Origin of the sequence: Brevibacillus parabrevis (assembly GCF_003710905.1) — a bacterium.
Lineage (GTDB): Bacteria > Bacillota > Bacilli > Brevibacillales > Brevibacillaceae > Brevibacillus > Brevibacillus parabrevis.
Genome location: NZ_RHHV01000003.1, coordinates 39,921 through 55,913, shown reverse-complemented (window position 1 = coordinate 55,913; position 15,993 = coordinate 39,921). Strand labels below are relative to the sequence as shown.

Below are 15,993 nucleotides of genomic sequence, written 5' to 3'. Positions count from 1 at the left end.
CTTTCTCTCTAACTATAGCAGGCAGTGCCGGCGAATGGGACGATTTTTGCTGATTCTCCCCACAAAAAAGCCGCGACAAAAGAAGTCACGGCTTGACGGCAGCGTAGTTTTGCAAGCACTCAAGGAAGAGCTGCCCGTACTTGTCGAATTTGGATTCGCCCACACCTTTGATCTTGAGCATGGCCTGTTTGTCAGTCGGGCAAAGGCTGCTCATTTCCTTCAAAGTGCTGTCGTGGAAAATGACGTACGGCGGCACGCCTTCTTTTTGCGAAATTTCTTTGCGCAGCGTTCGCAGCTGTTCGAACAGCTCATCATCTTCCGTGAGGGCAACCGGACGGATCGAGATTTTTTGCACGACGCGCTCTTCGCCCATCAAAACGGGCAATGCCCGCTCTCCCAGCTTGACGATCGGGTATTGGCTCTCTGTCACCTGCAAGTACCCTTCCGCGATCAGCAGCTGGATCAGGTCGGCAATTTCTTTTTCCTTGTACTCCTTCATCAGACCGTACGTGGGAAGCTGATCGAATTGGAGCTGGGTCACCTTTTTGTTTTTCGAACCTTTGAGCACCTGTGCGACCAGTGCCGCGCCGAAGCGTTCCCGCATGCGTTTCACGCAGGAAAAGATTTTTTGCGCTTCGAGCGTGATGTCGCTCAGCTCTGTCTCATCGGTGCAGTTGTGGCAGCGGCCGCACTCCGGGGCATCGGCTTCCCCGAAATACTGCACGATATACTGCTGCAAACACCTCGGCGTCCGGCAGTAATCGACCATGGCGTAGAGCTTTTTGTACTCGTGATCCTTGCGCTCGTCCGTCAGTTGGTTTTGCTCAATGAAAAACGACTGGGTCTGAATATCCTGCGGCTGGTACAGCAAAATGCACTCGCTCGGCTCGCCGTCACGCCCGGCGCGCCCGGCCTCCTGATAGTACGCCTCCAGGTTTTTCGGCATGTTGTAATGAATGACATAGCGCACGTTGGACTTGTCGATTCCCATTCCGAACGCATTGGTGGCAACCATCGTGCGAACGTCGTCGAACAGGAAAGCCTCCTGATTGGCAGCACGCTCTTCCTCTGACAGTCCGGCGTGGTATTTGGTGACCGGAAAGCCGCGCTTTGCCAGATCGGCATGAAGGGCATCGACGTCTTTTCTCGTCGCAGCGTAAATAATTCCGGCCTGCTGTCTGTTCGCCTTCAAATAAGATTGGATGAACTCGCGGCGATTTTCCCCTTTGCGCACGGACAGGATGAGGTTGTCCCTGCCAAAGCCCGTGATGAAAAGCCGCTCGTCTGCAAGCGACAGCTGGCGCTTGATATCAGCGGTTACTTCCGGTGTCGCTGTCGCAGTCAAGGCAGCGACGATCGGACGCTCTGGCAGCGTGTCCAAAAAACGGGCGATTTCCAGATAGCTTGGGCGGAAATCATGCCCCCACTGGGAGACACAGTGCGCCTCATCGACAGCGATGAAGGAGATCGGCATATTCCGGATCAGTTGTTGAAACGATTCCGATTCGAGCCGTTCCGGGGCAATGTAGAGCAGCTTGTATTCGCCACGCGCAGCCATCCGCAGGCGCTCCCGCACCTCGCTGTAATCGAGCGAGCTGTTGATTTGCGTAGCGGCAATCCCCATGCTGACCAGTACGTCAACCTGATCCTTCATCAAGGAAATGAGCGGCGAGATGACGATGGTTACCCCGTCAAAAAGCATCGCCGGAACCTGGTAGCAGATTGATTTTCCCCCGCCCGTCGGCATGATGCCTACCGTGTCGTGTCCTTCCAGGAGGCTTTCGATAATTTTCTTTTGTCCCTCGCGAAATGTTTCGTAGCCAAAGTATTTTTGCAAAACTTCTTGCGCTTTATGCAGCAAAGAGAATCACCTTCTCTTTCGATAGAATAGGTCGTAGCTTTCAACTAATTATTAGTGTAAACATAGGCGTTGGGACAAAACAAGGGGAACTGTCAGCATAAAAAAGAGCACCTCGGCGGGTGCTCATGATACTGATCATCCATTTGCGTTTCATGCACTTTCCCCTGCTCTCCGTGTTCGCACCATATACTCCCATTCGTATTCCTTGAACAAAAGCAAGCTGGTCAAGCTTTGTTGCCTGGTTTGGGTGCGAAAAGACAGCTGTTCGTACAATTGCTTGGCACGCTGGTTTTTCCCGGAGACATGCAAACTGAGCTGATCCAGTTGCGGGCGGTCTTGCCATTCATTCAACGCCCATTGCATCAAAAGTTTGCCGACTCCCTTCCCCTGATGCAGCGGGTGGACAGCCACATCGGCAATATAGCACTCGCCCACTTTCAACTGATGGGTGAGACAGTACAGGCCGATAGTCAGCTTCAATAGCTGCCATTTCCCGAATGTTTTGAACTCATCCCACGGAGGAAACAGATTTTCTTGCTTCGCTTCCTCGGCGGTCTTCCATTTGAGCGAGAGCGTCCCGACAACCTCTCCGTTTTGAACGGCAACGGCTCGCTGACTTGCCGGTTCATCGGGAAAATGATGGAGCAAAATTTCAAAGCACCGCGCCAACTCACTGTCGCTCATTTTGGTTAATGGCTGAAACTTGTTGCGAAAGCTCTCAACAAGCAGACGGCTGACTGGTTGATTGTACTTCGCCTGCATCGGTTCCAGCGTGATCGGTGAGACATTCATGATGCCTGCACCTCCTTTTTACAAGTCAGCAGCGTCCAGCAGTACCCGCAGCTCGTAATGCAAGTGCTGGCCGCTGAACAAAGACAAATACGATTTTTCAATCAGCACAAGCGGTCCGGTCGCGACGAGAGATTGAGCCGCCAGATACTCGTAAAAGCGCTCGATCAACTGGTCGGTTGCCGCATCGCCATTCGCCAGCCCTTGAAAAGACAGGTATGAGCCGCCAGGCAACGTAATGTTTCCAGACTCCGGCGCTTCCAGACACAAGGACACCGTTCCCGAACCGTCGTACAAATAGTGGACGTCTGTCTCGAACAGGTTTGGCACCAGCCTGGCCTGTTCAGCGAGTTGTCTCGCCTGAATGTGTGCCTGTTCGTCCATTTCCAGCCAACGCATGAGACGGACAGGTTCGTACCGCTTTATTTGAAAGGAATCGGGCCGACTCGCAAAATCATGCTGCTCTCGCAATACTTTTTGAATGAATGCTTGCAGTTCCAAAAGCTTGCGAATTTGCGCGTTCGTTTCCAGCAACGACTGGCGGAGCAATTGCTGATATTGATCTGCGGTGAAAGCTGTCAGGCAATCCTTGATGGCAGATACGGATACCCCCAGTCTGCGCAGCAGCAAGATGTGAGACAGCTCGTAAATCTGCTCGATGCTGTACATTCTGTACTGGTTGTCATCGATATAGGCAGGCTGGAAAATGCCTTTCTCTTCAAAGTAGCGAATTTGATGCACAGACACATTCATAATGCGCGCCAGCTCGCTGATTGTGATTTCATTTTTCATGCAACACCACTCCCGGCCAGGATTACCTTAACCTTACACCTTAGGTCAGACCTAAGGTCAACGGCTTTTTGCCTGATCGGTTAATTTCTTGTGGAATGAACAGCCACGGAGCTTCTCCTGTTTTGGACACGCGGAAAAAAGGCCAGCCGCACCAGCCTGTACATGACATAACCCAAAAACCCTCCTGACGTGTTCAGCAAAAGGTCGTCGACGTCAAATGTCCCGCAACTCATGACCAGCTGAGTTGTCTCCAGCAGCAGGCTCAGCAAGAACGAGAGCCACACGACTTTTCCCATTCCGCTCGCCTTTTTGGCAAACAAAAGCGGCAGCAAAAAGCCCAACGGCATAAAAGCCACTATGTTCCCAGCAAAGTTCACCAGACTGTGCCCGCTGCGATGTTGCTGAATCGCGTGCAAATAGCTTTGGATTTCATGAAAAGGCACCAAATTGGCTCGCGTGTGAAAACGCTCCAAAATGGCTCCGGGGTCGCTGCGCACAATCTCCCATTGCGCTGCCAGCAGCTCTCTGTCCAGGCTGCCGAATTTGAACAGCAATATTTTGACCACCAAAAACAAATACAGGGCGAACACGATATAGCCAACGATGGTCACCAGCCCCAGCGGGTTACCCTTTTTTTCGGTCTGACTCAAGGTCGAATCCCCTCTCCAACAACTTCTTCGTCTCCGTAAAACGAATCGCCTCATTTTCTGCGCCCATCACTACGGAGATCAAGCGTTTATCGCCTTGTTTGGCGGTTCCGGTGAAACAGTAGCCTGCCTGATCGGTGAAGCCCGTTTTCAGCCCATCCAGTCCGAGCACGCTCATCGAATGGTCGTCTGCTTGCACCATCAGATTGGTGTTTTTCACTCTTTCTCCTGTTGTAAGCCGCACAGACGGCTGCGCGGTCAAATCCACAATCTCGGGAAAATCCCGGATCAAATAGTAAGCGAGCATTCCCACGTCTCTCGCTGTCATTTCGTTTTGTCCATAATCATAATCCAGTCCGGTCGCATTCACAAATGACGAGGCTGTCAAACCAAGCTCCGCCGCTTTCAAATTCATCTGCTCAGCAAAGGCCGGGGTGCTGCCTGCCAAATATTCGCCAATCGCCACTGCCGCATTGTTCGCTGAGCCGACTGCCATGGCTTCGTACAAGTCTTTCAACGGATAGCTGCGCCCCGGCTCAAGACTGACTCTCGCTCCCTCGGCGCTGGCAGCATTGACGGAAACAGGCACCTCGTCTTCCCACGTTACCCGCTGTTCCTGGATCGCTGCGAGCAGCAGGTACTCGGTCATCATTTTGGACATACTCGCCACCGGATATGCTGTATCGGCGTCTTGCGCATACAAGACTTCGCCTGTCTGACTATCGATCAGGATGGCTGCCCGCGCATCTACATTGGCGTCCAGCACCCGCAAATTCCCCAAGACTTGATTAAGCCGCAGGTCAGCCTCTACGGAAATCGTATCGCGAAAAAACGCAATTCCGACCACCAGAGCCACCAACAACAGCAGCAAATTGCCTCTCCTCATAAAAAAAGCCCTCCTTGCCCGCATGACACGTTCTGCATCCATGCTGATAAGGATAGGCTTTCATATTTAAAAAAATCGCAACCAATGGTAAAGAAAGAGTAAAGGATTTATAACGTTCCGCTTATAGTGCGGGGAAGCCATACGGTGAACGTCGTCCACTCCGGCGTGCTCTCCACAGAAATCGTGCCCTGGTGCAAGTCGATAATGCTTTTGGCGATGGCGAGTCCAAGACCTGATCCGCCTGTTTCTTTGGAGCGCGAGCCTTCCACGCGAAAAAACCGTTCAAACAAGCTCGGCAAATACTCAGCCGGGATGGGCGCCCCGTTGTTGGCAACGGTAATAGCCACTCCCCGCCCCTCAACAAATACGCGCACGAGAATGTCCGTACCGTCACGCCCGTATTTTACCGCGTTGGAAATGAGATTTTCCAACACGCGCACGAGCTTGTCGGTGTCTCCGGTCATTTCGATTTTTTGATCCGGCGTATCGACGTGCAGAGACAGCCCCGCTTCCTGCGCGTCGATGCGAAAACCAACCGATACTTGCTCGACCAGCTCGACCAGATCAAATTGCGTGTGGCTCACATGCGCTCCTCTGTTTCGCACCTTGGTATATTCAAACAGATCGTTGACCAGCACGTTCATCTGTTTGGCCTTTTCATAAGCGATATGGGCGTACTGCTTGATCTGCTGTTCGTCCGTGTACTTGTTCTGCTCGATCAGCCCCAAATATCCAATAATCGAAGTCAACGGAGTGCGCAGGTCGTGGGAAACGTTGGTCACCAGATCATCTTTGGACTGCTCCAGCCGCCGCTCCTCCTCCATCGCATCGCGCGTGCTTTTCACCAGCGCATGAATGCTGTCCACGACATTCCCCAAATTGCCTTCGGGGCGTATGGAAATAACGTGCTCATAGTTTCCTTTGGCAATGTAGTGCAGCTCGGAAATAATTTGCTCCATCTGCTTTTGCTCGACGTATTTGCGAATACGGACGATCGTCCAGGCGGCAAACAAGCCTGTCGCCAAGAGAATGATCGGGATTTTGAAAGAATCTGTCCCGAATGTGCGTCTCAGCATCCAGACGTACTCTTTGATCTGGGGAATGCTGTACAAATATTTGTTGGCGAAATAAGCGGCTGTCTGGAACAGGGCGTAAAAAATCAGCAAGCTGAGCAACAGATCGACGAGAATGCGAAAAAAATACTTGGTACTAAGCTTCAATTTTATAGCCCACCCCCCAGACCGTTTGGATCACCTTCTCGCCCTTCGTCGCTTTCTCCAGCTTCTCCCGCAAGTTGCTGATGTGCACCATGACGGTTTTGTAGGACACGTAGTTCTCCATTTTCCAGCAGCGGTCGAAAATTTCTTCGGAAGAAAATACCCGGTTGGGGTGGCTCGCCAGCAAAAACAGCACGGAAAATTCGAGCGCCGTCAGCTTGATCGGGATGCCGTCCTTCGTCTGGACGACGTGGCTTTGCTTGTCGATAATAAGCGGCCCCGCCTCGATCACATGGTCTTGTTTTTGCTGCTGCACGTAGTTCGCCCGCCGCAGGAGCGACTTCACCCGCGCAATGACCTCCAGCGGATTGAACGGCTTGACGACATAGTCGTCGGCTCCTGTCATCAGTCCCATGATTTTATCCATGTCGTTCGTCTTGGCGCTGGCCATCAAGATCGGGATGGTGGAATTTTTGCGTATGCGTTTTGTCACTTCCAGTCCATCGATATTGGGCATCATCACGTCCAAAATGACGAGATCCATGCTTTTTTGCGCCAGCTTTTCCAGCGCCTGCAAGCCGTCGTAGGCTTTTTCGATTTCGTAGCCTTCGTTGCCCAAATAAATCGCCAGCAAGTCCACAATTTCCTTGTCGTCATCAACGATCAAAATTCTCATTGTCCGCACCTCCGCACGAATCCGAGTCGTTACTGACCACTATAGCAAAAATGTTTAAAGAAAAGCTAAAGCTGCGTCAGGCAGCCCAAATGCTCGGCGAAAATCGCAAGTCCTGGAGCGAGTTCGCCCGCTTCTACACGCCTTCCCAAACAAAAAAGCCGACGGCACTCGCGCCATCGGCTGGATCAGTCGACTCACACACTGGCGTGCGCAAGCTTCCGACTGCTTTCTATTCTTTTGGATGAATCATTTGCTCAGGACGCACTACCGCGTCGAATTGCTCCTCTGTCAAAAGGTTGCTCTTGATCGCTGCTTCCTTGAGCGTAATGCCTTCCTTGTGCGCCAGTTTCGCTACCGCTGCCGCATTTTCATAGCCGATATGCGGGTTGAGCGCCGTTACCAGCATCAGCGAGTTGTTCAGGTTCTCCTTGATAACAGCAAGGTTCGGCTCAATGCCTACCGCGCAATGGTCGTTGAACGACTTGATCGAGTCTGCAAGCAGACGTGCGGATTGCAGGAAATTGTAGATGATAACCGGCTTGAACACGTTCAGCTCGAAGTTGCCTTGACTAGCGGCAAAACCGATAGCGGCATCGTTGCCCATGACTTGGCAAGCTACCATCGTGATCGCTTCGCTTTGCGTCGGGTTCACTTTTCCTGGCATGATGGAGCTGCCCGGCTCATTGGCAGGGATCACGATTTCACCGATGCCGCAGCGCGGGCCGCTCGCCAGCCATCTGACGTCATTGGCGATCTTCATCAAGTCGGCTGCCAGTGCCTTCAACGCGCCATGTACATGCACCAGCTCATCGTGGCTGGTCAGCGCGTGGAATTTATTTTCCGCCGTGACAAACTTTTTGTTGGTCGCTTCACTGATTTCCGCAGCGACCATCTCACCGAAGCGCGGATGTGCGTTGATGCCTGTTCCAACCGCGGTACCGCCAATCGCCAGTTCGCGCAAATACTCGTTGCTTTCCTTGATCATTTTCTCCGTTTTTTCCAGCATGCGCACCCAGCCGCTGATTTCCTGACCGAGTGTCAGCGGGGTAGCATCCTGCAAGTGAGTCCGGCCGATTTTGATGATGTCTATGTATGCTTCGCTCTTTTCTTTCAGCGTCTGTTTCAGCAGGGCGAGTGCAGGCAAAACTTGATCCTCGACAGCGACCAATCCAGCCATGTGCATGGCAGTCGGGAACGTATCGTTGGAGCTTTGCGATTTGTTCACATCGTCGTTGGCGTGAATGCGCGCGCTGCTGCCTTTTGCCTCCAGCAGTTGGTTGGCGCGGTGCGCGATGACTTCGTTGACGTTCATGTTGGACTGGGTGCCGCTTCCCGTTTGCCAGACAACCAACGGGAAATGCTCGTTCCATTTTCCTGCGATGACTTCGTCTGCTGCTGCCACGATCGCTTCGGCCTTTTCCGCATCCAGCTTGCCCAGCTTTTGGTTAGCCAAAGCTGCGCTTCTTTTCAGAATGGCAAACATGCGGACAACTTCCAGCGGCATTTTTTCTTCACCGATCTCGAAGTTTTGGAAGCTGCGCTGCGTTTGCGCCCCCCACAGCTTGTCGGCAGGCACTTTCATTTCACCCAACGTGTCTTTTTCAATACGAAATTCCATCTCGCATCCTCCTCTATGAATGATTGCCTCTTTTATCATGTCCACTTCTTCCCTTTTGGAATAAAGGCAGACGTATTCAATTAAAATGATAATGATTTTCATTCTTGTTATCAAGAGGAGAAGTGTATATAAAAAACCGCAGCGCCTCTTGTGTGGCAAACTGCGGTTCTTGTCCAAGTGCTTATCTGCTTTCTACCTCGACGGACATCACGTGATCCACAGCTTTCAGCAAGCTGTAAATATCAGTCGTATATGTATTCTCCGAAGCGGTAATCATCATCTCCAGCTTTTGCAGTCCGTTCTCCAGGTCCTTGACCTTGACCCGCTTCACCTGCAGGTCGATGTGCTTGATCTGCTTGAAAATGCCATCCAGATCGCCGCCGCTCTCGACCACGATCTTGATCGACAAATCTCGTTGCCGCAAAGATTCGGGTCCGACCCATTTGAGGATGAGCGGAAACAGGTTGATCGCCAAAATGATCAGGACTGTCGCGGTCACAGCCTCAAAGTAAAAGCCTGCTCCCACCGCAATACCCAGTCCGGAAGCCGCCCAGACCATGGAAGCTGTCGTCAGCCCGGAAATCACATCGTTGCTTCTGCGCAAAATGACGCCGGCGCCGAGAAAACCGACCCCGCTGACAATTTGTGCAGCAAGTCGCAACGGGTCCATATTGGTGTGCCCAGGCAAGGAGAACCGATGGACAGACTCAATCGAAACAATCGTAATCAAGCAGCTCGCCACCGATATGACCATGCTTGTCTTCACGCCAAGCGGCTTGTGCTTCAACTGTCTGTCCATCCCGATCAGCAAGCCCAGAAACATCGCAATCCCCAGCTTCATCAAAAAATCATAAGCCATTCGTTTCTCCTCCCCTCTCGTTTAATGTCAGCTTTTCTTCCATCACTCTATTAGAAAGTATATACGCTCTCCCTGAAAAATAGGAGAGAAATTTTTCATCTGCTGCTCCTATTGTAATCCGGCCCCTCTGTCTTCATGCAAAAAGCGGAAAACCCCCTCGCCAGGGATTTTCCGCTTCGCTTTTGCTTTATGAATGACTGCGAATCATGCGTTTTTGTAACGACAGCAGACGTCCAAAAAGGAAGATGGCTCCGGCAGCCAATCCCGTGATCAGACCAATCCAGTAGCCAAATGCGGCGAGCGAAGTGAACTTCGCCAGGATATATCCCAAAGGCAAGCCAATCACCCAGTAGGATACCAGCGCTACGATAAAGGGAACGGTCACATCCTTGTACCCGCGCAGCACCCCTTGGATCGGGGCAGCGACAGCATCAGAGATCAGGAAAAGGATCGAGTACATCAAGAAATGCTGGGCAAGCTCCAACACCTCTATGTCCGTCGTGTAGAAACCGGCTACTTGCTTGCTAAACATCAGCAAGCTGACCCCAAACATCAGGGCGATGCCAAGCGCAATCCCTATGCCCAAATAACTGTACTGCTTCGCGTCCTGAAACCTTTTGGCTCCGACCTCAAAGCCGACGACGATCGTCAACGCCATGGATATGCTCAGTGGCACCATGTACAGGAATGACGCGAAGTTCATCGCTGCCTGATGCGCCGCAATCGTAATCGTGCTGTATTCACTCATGAACAATGTGACGGCAGCAAAAATGCTGACCTCGCAGAAGATGGAAAATCCGATAGGCAGCCCGAGCTTCAGCAGCTCTTTCCATGCCTTCATGGAAATGCGATAAAATGTAGAGAACATGCCAAATTCGACAAAAGGGTGGACGCGATTCACGACGACCAGACTAATGAGCAGGATACACCAATACGTAATGGCAGAAGCGTACCCGGCACCGATTCCCCCCAGTCGAGGCAAGCCAAAATGACCAAAAATAAATGCGTAGTTCAATAGCACGTTAATGGGTAAAGATAGCAAGGTAATGAACATCGTTACCCGTGTCTGTCCCAATGCGTCGATAAAGCAACGGAGCACAGTATAGAGGAACATCGGAATAATTCCGAGGCCAATTGCATGCAGGAAGCCACGCGCAATCGTGCTCACCTCCGGCTCCAGTTGCATCCAGTTCAGGATCGGATCAAGCAGCAAACCGCCGACGATCATGACACCAACTGCAATCGCTACACTCAAATACAAGGCTTGCATCACGGTATAAGGCACCTGATCTCGTTTCCCTGCCCCAACCATCTGTGCAACCATTGGCATGACCGCCATCAAAATCCCGGTCAAGCCTGCTTGAACAGGTGTCCACAGACTCGCCCCAATCGCTACACCCGCCAAATCTGTCGGACTCGCATGCCCTGACATAATCGTATCGGCGAACGTCATGGAAAACAGCGCCAGTTGCGATATCAAGATAGGAAGCAATACAGTCAAAAACTGTCGCCATTTTTCTTTTAGCGAATAGGTTTCATTCATTTTTTCGTTTCCTTCTAACCTTATAAGATGGGAAAACAATCATGCACCGATGTAACAGAGAACTGTTTATCTCTTAAATTATAAGTATAACAAAACAAGCAGGAATCGGCAAAATAATGGCAGTACATAAAAAACAAAGCCCAGGCTGTTCACCCGGGCTTTGCAACATTATTCAGCGAGATCCCATACAGCGGATTTTCCTGGCTCTTCGCCTTTTGTCCACCATTTTGCCTTGTAAACCTGGTCTTCGTAGCTCACTTTTGCCCCGCCCTCATAGGCTTTGCCTGCATCCCATGACAGTACGGCATCGCTTACCAGCTTCCATGCATCGGAACGATCCGGCCGCTCGCCTGTTACCCACCATTTCGCTACGTATTCCAATCCGTTGTAGATGACACGATCACCCTGTACATAGACAGCAGAGGAATCCCACGCAGCAATTTCACCCGGTACTTCCGGACTCTTCTTCTTCGTACTGACGGCAAATGGTGCGCTCGCTTCGGAAACATTTCCTGCCGCATCCACGGCTTTGATCTTATACGTATACGACGTTCCCGGGGTTAATTGTTTATCGACAAAGGAGGGCTGGTCAACTGTCCCTACTTGTGTGCCATCACGGTAAACCTTATATTTCACGACTCCAACATTGTCCCGGGAAGGGCTCCACATCAGATCAATCACCGTCTCTGTCTGGTGATGAGACATGATACCTGTTGGTGCGGTCGGTGCTTCCGTATCCACGATATCTTCCGCTTTTGTGCGAACAGTCAGTGCCTTGCTTGGCTTGGACTCTTTTCCTCTGGTATCCACTGCCACGACGGTGTAGGTGTAAGCGGTAGCAGGCGTCAAGCCTTTGTCCGTGTATGCAGTTTCCTTGGTGGATGCGATTTTTTGTCCATCGCGATACACATCGTACTGCTTGATTCCATTAGAGGCTACAGAATTGCTCCAGCTAAGCTCAATGCTTGTAGCTGTCTGCGATACGGAAGTCACATTGCCCGGAACAGTTGGCTGTTGCTCGCCACCCGTTCCATCGTTAATCAGATTCACGTCAATCGCCTGATAAAACGCCATGCCCGTATCGGCAATCTCCCAAACACCCAAAATAATGTGGTAGCCGCTGCGATCTGTCGGTACATTGCACGAATGCGTTACCGTGAATGGCGGCCTTTTCCCTCCGTCCTGGAACGAGCAGAACAGCTCCAGATCCGCTCTGGCAAGCGGCTTGTCAGGATTCCAGTCTTTTTTCGTGATGTAATATTTCCACTCCGCCGTGCTATGCGGGGCTGTCAGCTTCCAAGTAAATGTATTTTGTCCACCCTGCAAGGTAACCTTGCTCCAACGATCTGCTGTTTGTGCGTAAAGCTCAGGATAGCGGCCTGCACCAGTAAATTCACCATCGGCAGGACCGGATTGCGGGAACGAGCCGATGCCCTCCACGCTTTGCGGTTCGTACTGGATTTGACCGCAGCCTTTGTTTTGCCCTGTCTTGCACAAGTAAGAGCGACTCGCTGGCGATTCGATGTACCCGTGAGCCGAAGCTTTTTCAGCAAACACGAGAGTAGCTGCGCCCGCCACCAGCATCATTGCCAGCATGAACAGAAGCGCCAGCCCTTTCCTGCACAGATTGTTTCTCAACCCTACGTTATCCATGTATTATCTCCTCTTTTCTGGATTAGGATCGAATACCATGTTACAGAAAATTTTTCCAGTAGCACAGGTTCTGAATACCCAATCCAAACTAATTCCAGCAAGAAAATATGGAGATGATTCAGGAGTGTGTTCCTATGTACTTCCTTTTGTTTATCTACATGTTAGGAATATTTGATCATTCTCAAGGAAAACGTTAGGGGATACTTTGTTGATGATTCTTAAAAATTATTTCTCTTCTTTCTTCAAATAGGCTATTTCCTTTTTTAGTTGATTGATTTGTGACTGCAAATCATTACTAGAATTGTTGTTTTTGTTAAAAACCTTTGTGAAAAAACTTGCAAATACCAAAACAAGTCCAATTATCATGATTCCTGTTAATAATAAGACCTCCATTTCGAGCCCCCTCCCAATTAACCATTTTTTCAATAGTATACATTAATTTACAAAAGGAATCGAAAGCAGGAGGAATTTTCCGAAAAACATTACTACCTAGCGCGTTATCTCTTTGTTATTGGCAAGTTCGTTGGCTTCTCCGGTGTATGTCGGAACTCCTGGTGGTGATGGAGACTGAGCGTGCTAATTGCTATTAAAAACAAGCTACTCACTGATGATTAATCTCCTCAGCAAGTAGCTTGTTCGGCACTTGAGCAGTGTTATTTACTTTTACATCAACAGCAACGGCACTACCTTCCCGGCGTTTACATCAATCAACCCCAGATCGGTCAGCTTCAAAGCCGGACTCACTGGCAACGAATGCGTGCTGATCGACATGATCGGGTTGTAATGGTCGTAGCCAAGCGATTCCATCGCGCGGCGAAGCTGCTCGACTTCTTTTGCTGTCTTTTCCAGCGGTTCCTCGGTCAAAATGCCGCCGACCGGCAAGTTCAGGTTCGCCAGCACCTTGCCGTCCTCCACCACACAGAAGCCGCCCTGATTACGGATGACTTCATTCGCAGCCACCATCATGTCGTGCGGATTGTGACCAACGACGAGCAAATTGTGGTTATCGTGCGAGTAGCTGGTTGCGATCGCCCCGCGCTTGATCGTGTCGCCGCTGATCAATCCGTAGCCGCGGTTGCCGTTTTTGCCGTAGCGTTCAAACACCGCAATCAGTCCGTACGGGCTTTCCTCCCAGCATACTTGCCCTTCCCGCACCTCGACGATCCCGCGATGATCCTCTGTAAAAGTGGAGCCGTTTTGTACGAGCATCACCCGGCACGGATAGCGATTGTCTGGTGCAGTAGAAGCTACCTGGAAGTCGCTTTCCGAAAGCGGGGCAAGCTTGATGCTTTCGTAAAAATGCGCTGGGAACTGCTTCGTATGCACGACCTGGCGGTACTCTTCGCGAACGTCGTACGCTTTCTTGCCGTTTTTGTAGACCTGCTCGATGTTCAGTTCGCGCAAATCGGATACGAGCACAAAATCGGCGATCTTGCCCGGAGCAATGGCTCCGCGATCCGTCATATTCATGCGTCTTGCCGGGGTGAACGTGCTGGCGTAGATAGCTCGCTCAGGCTGCATCCCCATGCTGATCGCCTTTTTCACAAGATGGTTCAGGTGGCCGCGCTTGAACAACGAGTCGGTCATGACGTCGTCCGTCACAAAACAAAAATGCTCGGAAACATCTTCCTTGATCAAATAGTCCATGACTTCTTCTGTCATCGATTTTTCCTGGATCTCCAAAAACATGCCCGCTGCTATGCGCGCTTCCATGCCTTCCGGCGTCTGATGCGTATGGTCGGAGTCCACCCCTGCGTAAATGACGCGATGCAGGTCCAGATCGAGCAGCTTGGGCACATGTCCCTCAATCACCAGAGTCGGGTACATTTTGCGAATGTGCTGCAAAATTTGGTTGGTCTTGCAGTTCTCATCGCGGATGATATCGACATAGTTCATGATCTCGCCCATGCAAATGATCTCGCAGGAAGCAAGCAGCTCATCCATATCGGCAATTTCCACGGAACCTCCCGTTGTTTCCATCGAAGTTGCCGGCACGGAGCTGGGGATCGCGTATTTCATGTCGACTACGCAATCTTTGCTTACGCGAATCATCTCTTTGATTCCTTCGATCCCGAACACATTCGCCATCTCGTGCGGCTCCGGCACAATCGTCGTCACGCCGTTTTGGATCAAGCCGTAGGAAAATGTCTCGGGCGTCACCATTGTGCTCTCGATGTGCAAATGAATGTCAATCAGGCCGGGGATCATGTAGCGGCCTTGACCATCTATCGTCTCGCCCGCTTCAAACGTTTCGCTGTTGCGCTCGCCCACGTAGAGAAAACGCCCGTCCAACACAGCGACATTGCCTTTGCGAAACGTTTTGAAGTAGCTGTTAAACACTTGAACATTTTGGATCAATAAATCAACCTTCACGAAAAGCCCTCCTGTCTTTAGTCCACGAGCACCATTTTGTCTTTCGGGAACAGCAGATTGACCTTTTGGCCGCTCCGATAAGGGGTCTCCATCTCCTGGTTGACGGTAAAATCGCCCAGCTCTGTTTCCACGACATACTGATAACTGCGCCCCAAAAACGTGCTGACTTTGACACTGCCATGCAGACGATTCATCCCCGCCTGATCAGCCTCTTCGGTTGTCACCAGCAGATCGTCCGGACGCATGGCGCATTTTTTGCTCATTGGGCTGGCTGTTCCTGGGTTTTTGGCCGCAACAAACTCGTGTCCGCCCACACGCAGTCCGATCTCTCCGTTTGTTTCGGAGCGCTCGGCGAAGTCGATAAAGTTGGTAAAGCCGATGAAGCGAGCAATAAACTCGGTTTTTGGATATTTGAAAATCGTAGCCGGATCGTCCAGTTGCTCGATAATGCCTTTGTTCATGATCGCTACCTGATCCGAGATGGAAAAGCATTCTTCCTGGTCATGCGAGACGTATACCGTCGTGATGCCCAGTTCTTGTTGAATGCGGCGGATTTCTACCCGCATGTTGATCCGCAAATTCGCATCGAGGTTGCTAAGCGGTTCGTCGAACAAAAGCAGGTCAGGCGAAATGACCAGCGCACGGGCAATCGCCACACGCTGTCTTTGCCCGCCGGACAGCTCCTTGGGGAAACGCTTTTCAAAGCCGCCAAGGCTGACTACCTCCAAAATCCGCAAGACGCGCTGCTTGACCTCGGCTTCATTCACCTTGCGCAGCCTGAGTCCAAACGCCACGTTATCGAACACAGACAAGTGCGGAAACAACGCGTAGCTTTGGAACACAAAGCCGAAGTTGCGCTTGTTGACCGGCACGCGCGTGTAATCTTTGCCATCGAACAAGAAGCGGCCGTCCTTCGCTTCGAGAAAGCCCGCGATCAGGCGAAGCGTCGTTGTTTTCCCGCAGCCGCTCGGCCCCAGCAGGGAGATAAGCTGCCCCTTTTCGATGTTCAGGTTGAAGTTTTGCAAAATGTACTGATTGTCATAGGCAACCGATACGTTTTCCAATGCGAGCAATGCCAT

General features: G+C 51.2%; 14 protein-coding genes. All 14 read right to left on the bottom strand.

Going from position 1 to position 15,993, the window contains the following annotated elements; genetic code table 11:
* Positions 1-85: 85 nt before the first annotated feature.
* The 14 genes from recQ to EDM60_RS01790 all read right to left on the bottom strand — a co-directional run bounded on the left by recQ (position 86) and on the right by EDM60_RS01790 (position 15,993).
* On the bottom strand, positions 86-1,861 hold the full coding sequence (gene recQ, locus EDM60_RS01855) for a DNA helicase RecQ (RefSeq protein ID WP_122962445.1): 1,776 nt from the start codon (positions 1,859-1,861) through the stop codon (positions 86-88).
* Positions 1,862-2,011: 150 nt separating this feature from the next.
* Complete coding sequence (locus EDM60_RS01850) at positions 2,012-2,653, bottom strand: GNAT family N-acetyltransferase (protein WP_122962444.1); 642 nt, start codon at positions 2,651-2,653, stop codon at positions 2,012-2,014.
* Positions 2,654-2,671: 18 nt separating this feature from the next.
* Positions 2,672-3,442, bottom strand: coding sequence for a MerR family transcriptional regulator (locus EDM60_RS01845; protein WP_122962443.1), 771 nt, complete (start codon positions 3,440-3,442; stop codon positions 2,672-2,674).
* A gap of 80 nt (positions 3,443-3,522) precedes the next feature.
* Positions 3,523-4,092: a VanZ family protein gene (locus EDM60_RS01840; protein WP_233454126.1), complete on the bottom strand. Its 570-nt coding sequence runs from the start codon at positions 4,090-4,092 to the stop codon at positions 3,523-3,525.
* Positions 4,067-4,975, bottom strand: coding sequence for a D-alanyl-D-alanine carboxypeptidase family protein (locus tag EDM60_RS01835; RefSeq protein ID WP_122962441.1), 909 nt, complete (start codon positions 4,973-4,975; stop codon positions 4,067-4,069). Before EDM60_RS01835 ends, EDM60_RS01840 begins: the two co-directional genes overlap by 26 nt.
* A gap of 107 nt (positions 4,976-5,082) precedes the next feature.
* Positions 5,083-6,195: a sensor histidine kinase gene (locus EDM60_RS01830; protein WP_122962440.1), complete on the bottom strand. Its 1,113-nt coding sequence runs from the start codon at positions 6,193-6,195 to the stop codon at positions 5,083-5,085.
* The gene (locus EDM60_RS01825) at positions 6,185-6,877 is read right to left on the bottom strand and encodes a response regulator transcription factor (RefSeq protein ID WP_370641088.1); all 693 of its coding nucleotides are present in this window, start codon (positions 6,875-6,877) and stop codon (positions 6,185-6,187) included. Before EDM60_RS01825 ends, EDM60_RS01830 begins: the two co-directional genes overlap by 11 nt.
* A gap of 220 nt (positions 6,878-7,097) precedes the next feature.
* Positions 7,098-8,486, bottom strand: coding sequence for a class II fumarate hydratase (gene fumC, locus EDM60_RS01820; RefSeq protein ID WP_122962438.1), 1,389 nt, complete (start codon positions 8,484-8,486; stop codon positions 7,098-7,100).
* Positions 8,487-8,667: 181 nt separating this feature from the next.
* Positions 8,668-9,345 (bottom strand): MgtC/SapB family protein, encoded by a 678-nt coding sequence (locus EDM60_RS01815; protein ID WP_063228806.1) that lies wholly within the window; start codon positions 9,343-9,345, stop codon positions 8,668-8,670.
* A 187-nt stretch (positions 9,346-9,532) separates the two neighbouring features.
* Positions 9,533-10,888, bottom strand: a complete 1,356-nt coding sequence (locus EDM60_RS01810; RefSeq protein WP_122962437.1) for an MATE family efflux transporter — start codon at positions 10,886-10,888, stop codon at positions 9,533-9,535.
* A gap of 168 nt (positions 10,889-11,056) precedes the next feature.
* Complete coding sequence (locus tag EDM60_RS01805; protein WP_122962436.1) at positions 11,057-12,541, bottom strand: lytic polysaccharide monooxygenase; 1,485 nt, start codon at positions 12,539-12,541, stop codon at positions 11,057-11,059.
* Between the two features lie 225 nt (positions 12,542-12,766).
* The gene (locus tag EDM60_RS01800; RefSeq protein ID WP_122962435.1) at positions 12,767-12,934 is read right to left on the bottom strand and encodes a DUF1049 domain-containing protein; all 168 of its coding nucleotides are present in this window, start codon (positions 12,932-12,934) and stop codon (positions 12,767-12,769) included.
* A 270-nt stretch (positions 12,935-13,204) separates the two neighbouring features.
* The gene (locus EDM60_RS01795) at positions 13,205-14,914 is read right to left on the bottom strand and encodes an adenine deaminase (RefSeq protein ID WP_122962434.1); all 1,710 of its coding nucleotides are present in this window, start codon (positions 14,912-14,914) and stop codon (positions 13,205-13,207) included.
* Between the two features lie 17 nt (positions 14,915-14,931).
* On the bottom strand, positions 14,932-15,993 hold the full coding sequence (locus EDM60_RS01790; RefSeq protein WP_122962433.1) for an ABC transporter ATP-binding protein: 1,062 nt from the start codon (positions 15,991-15,993) through the stop codon (positions 14,932-14,934).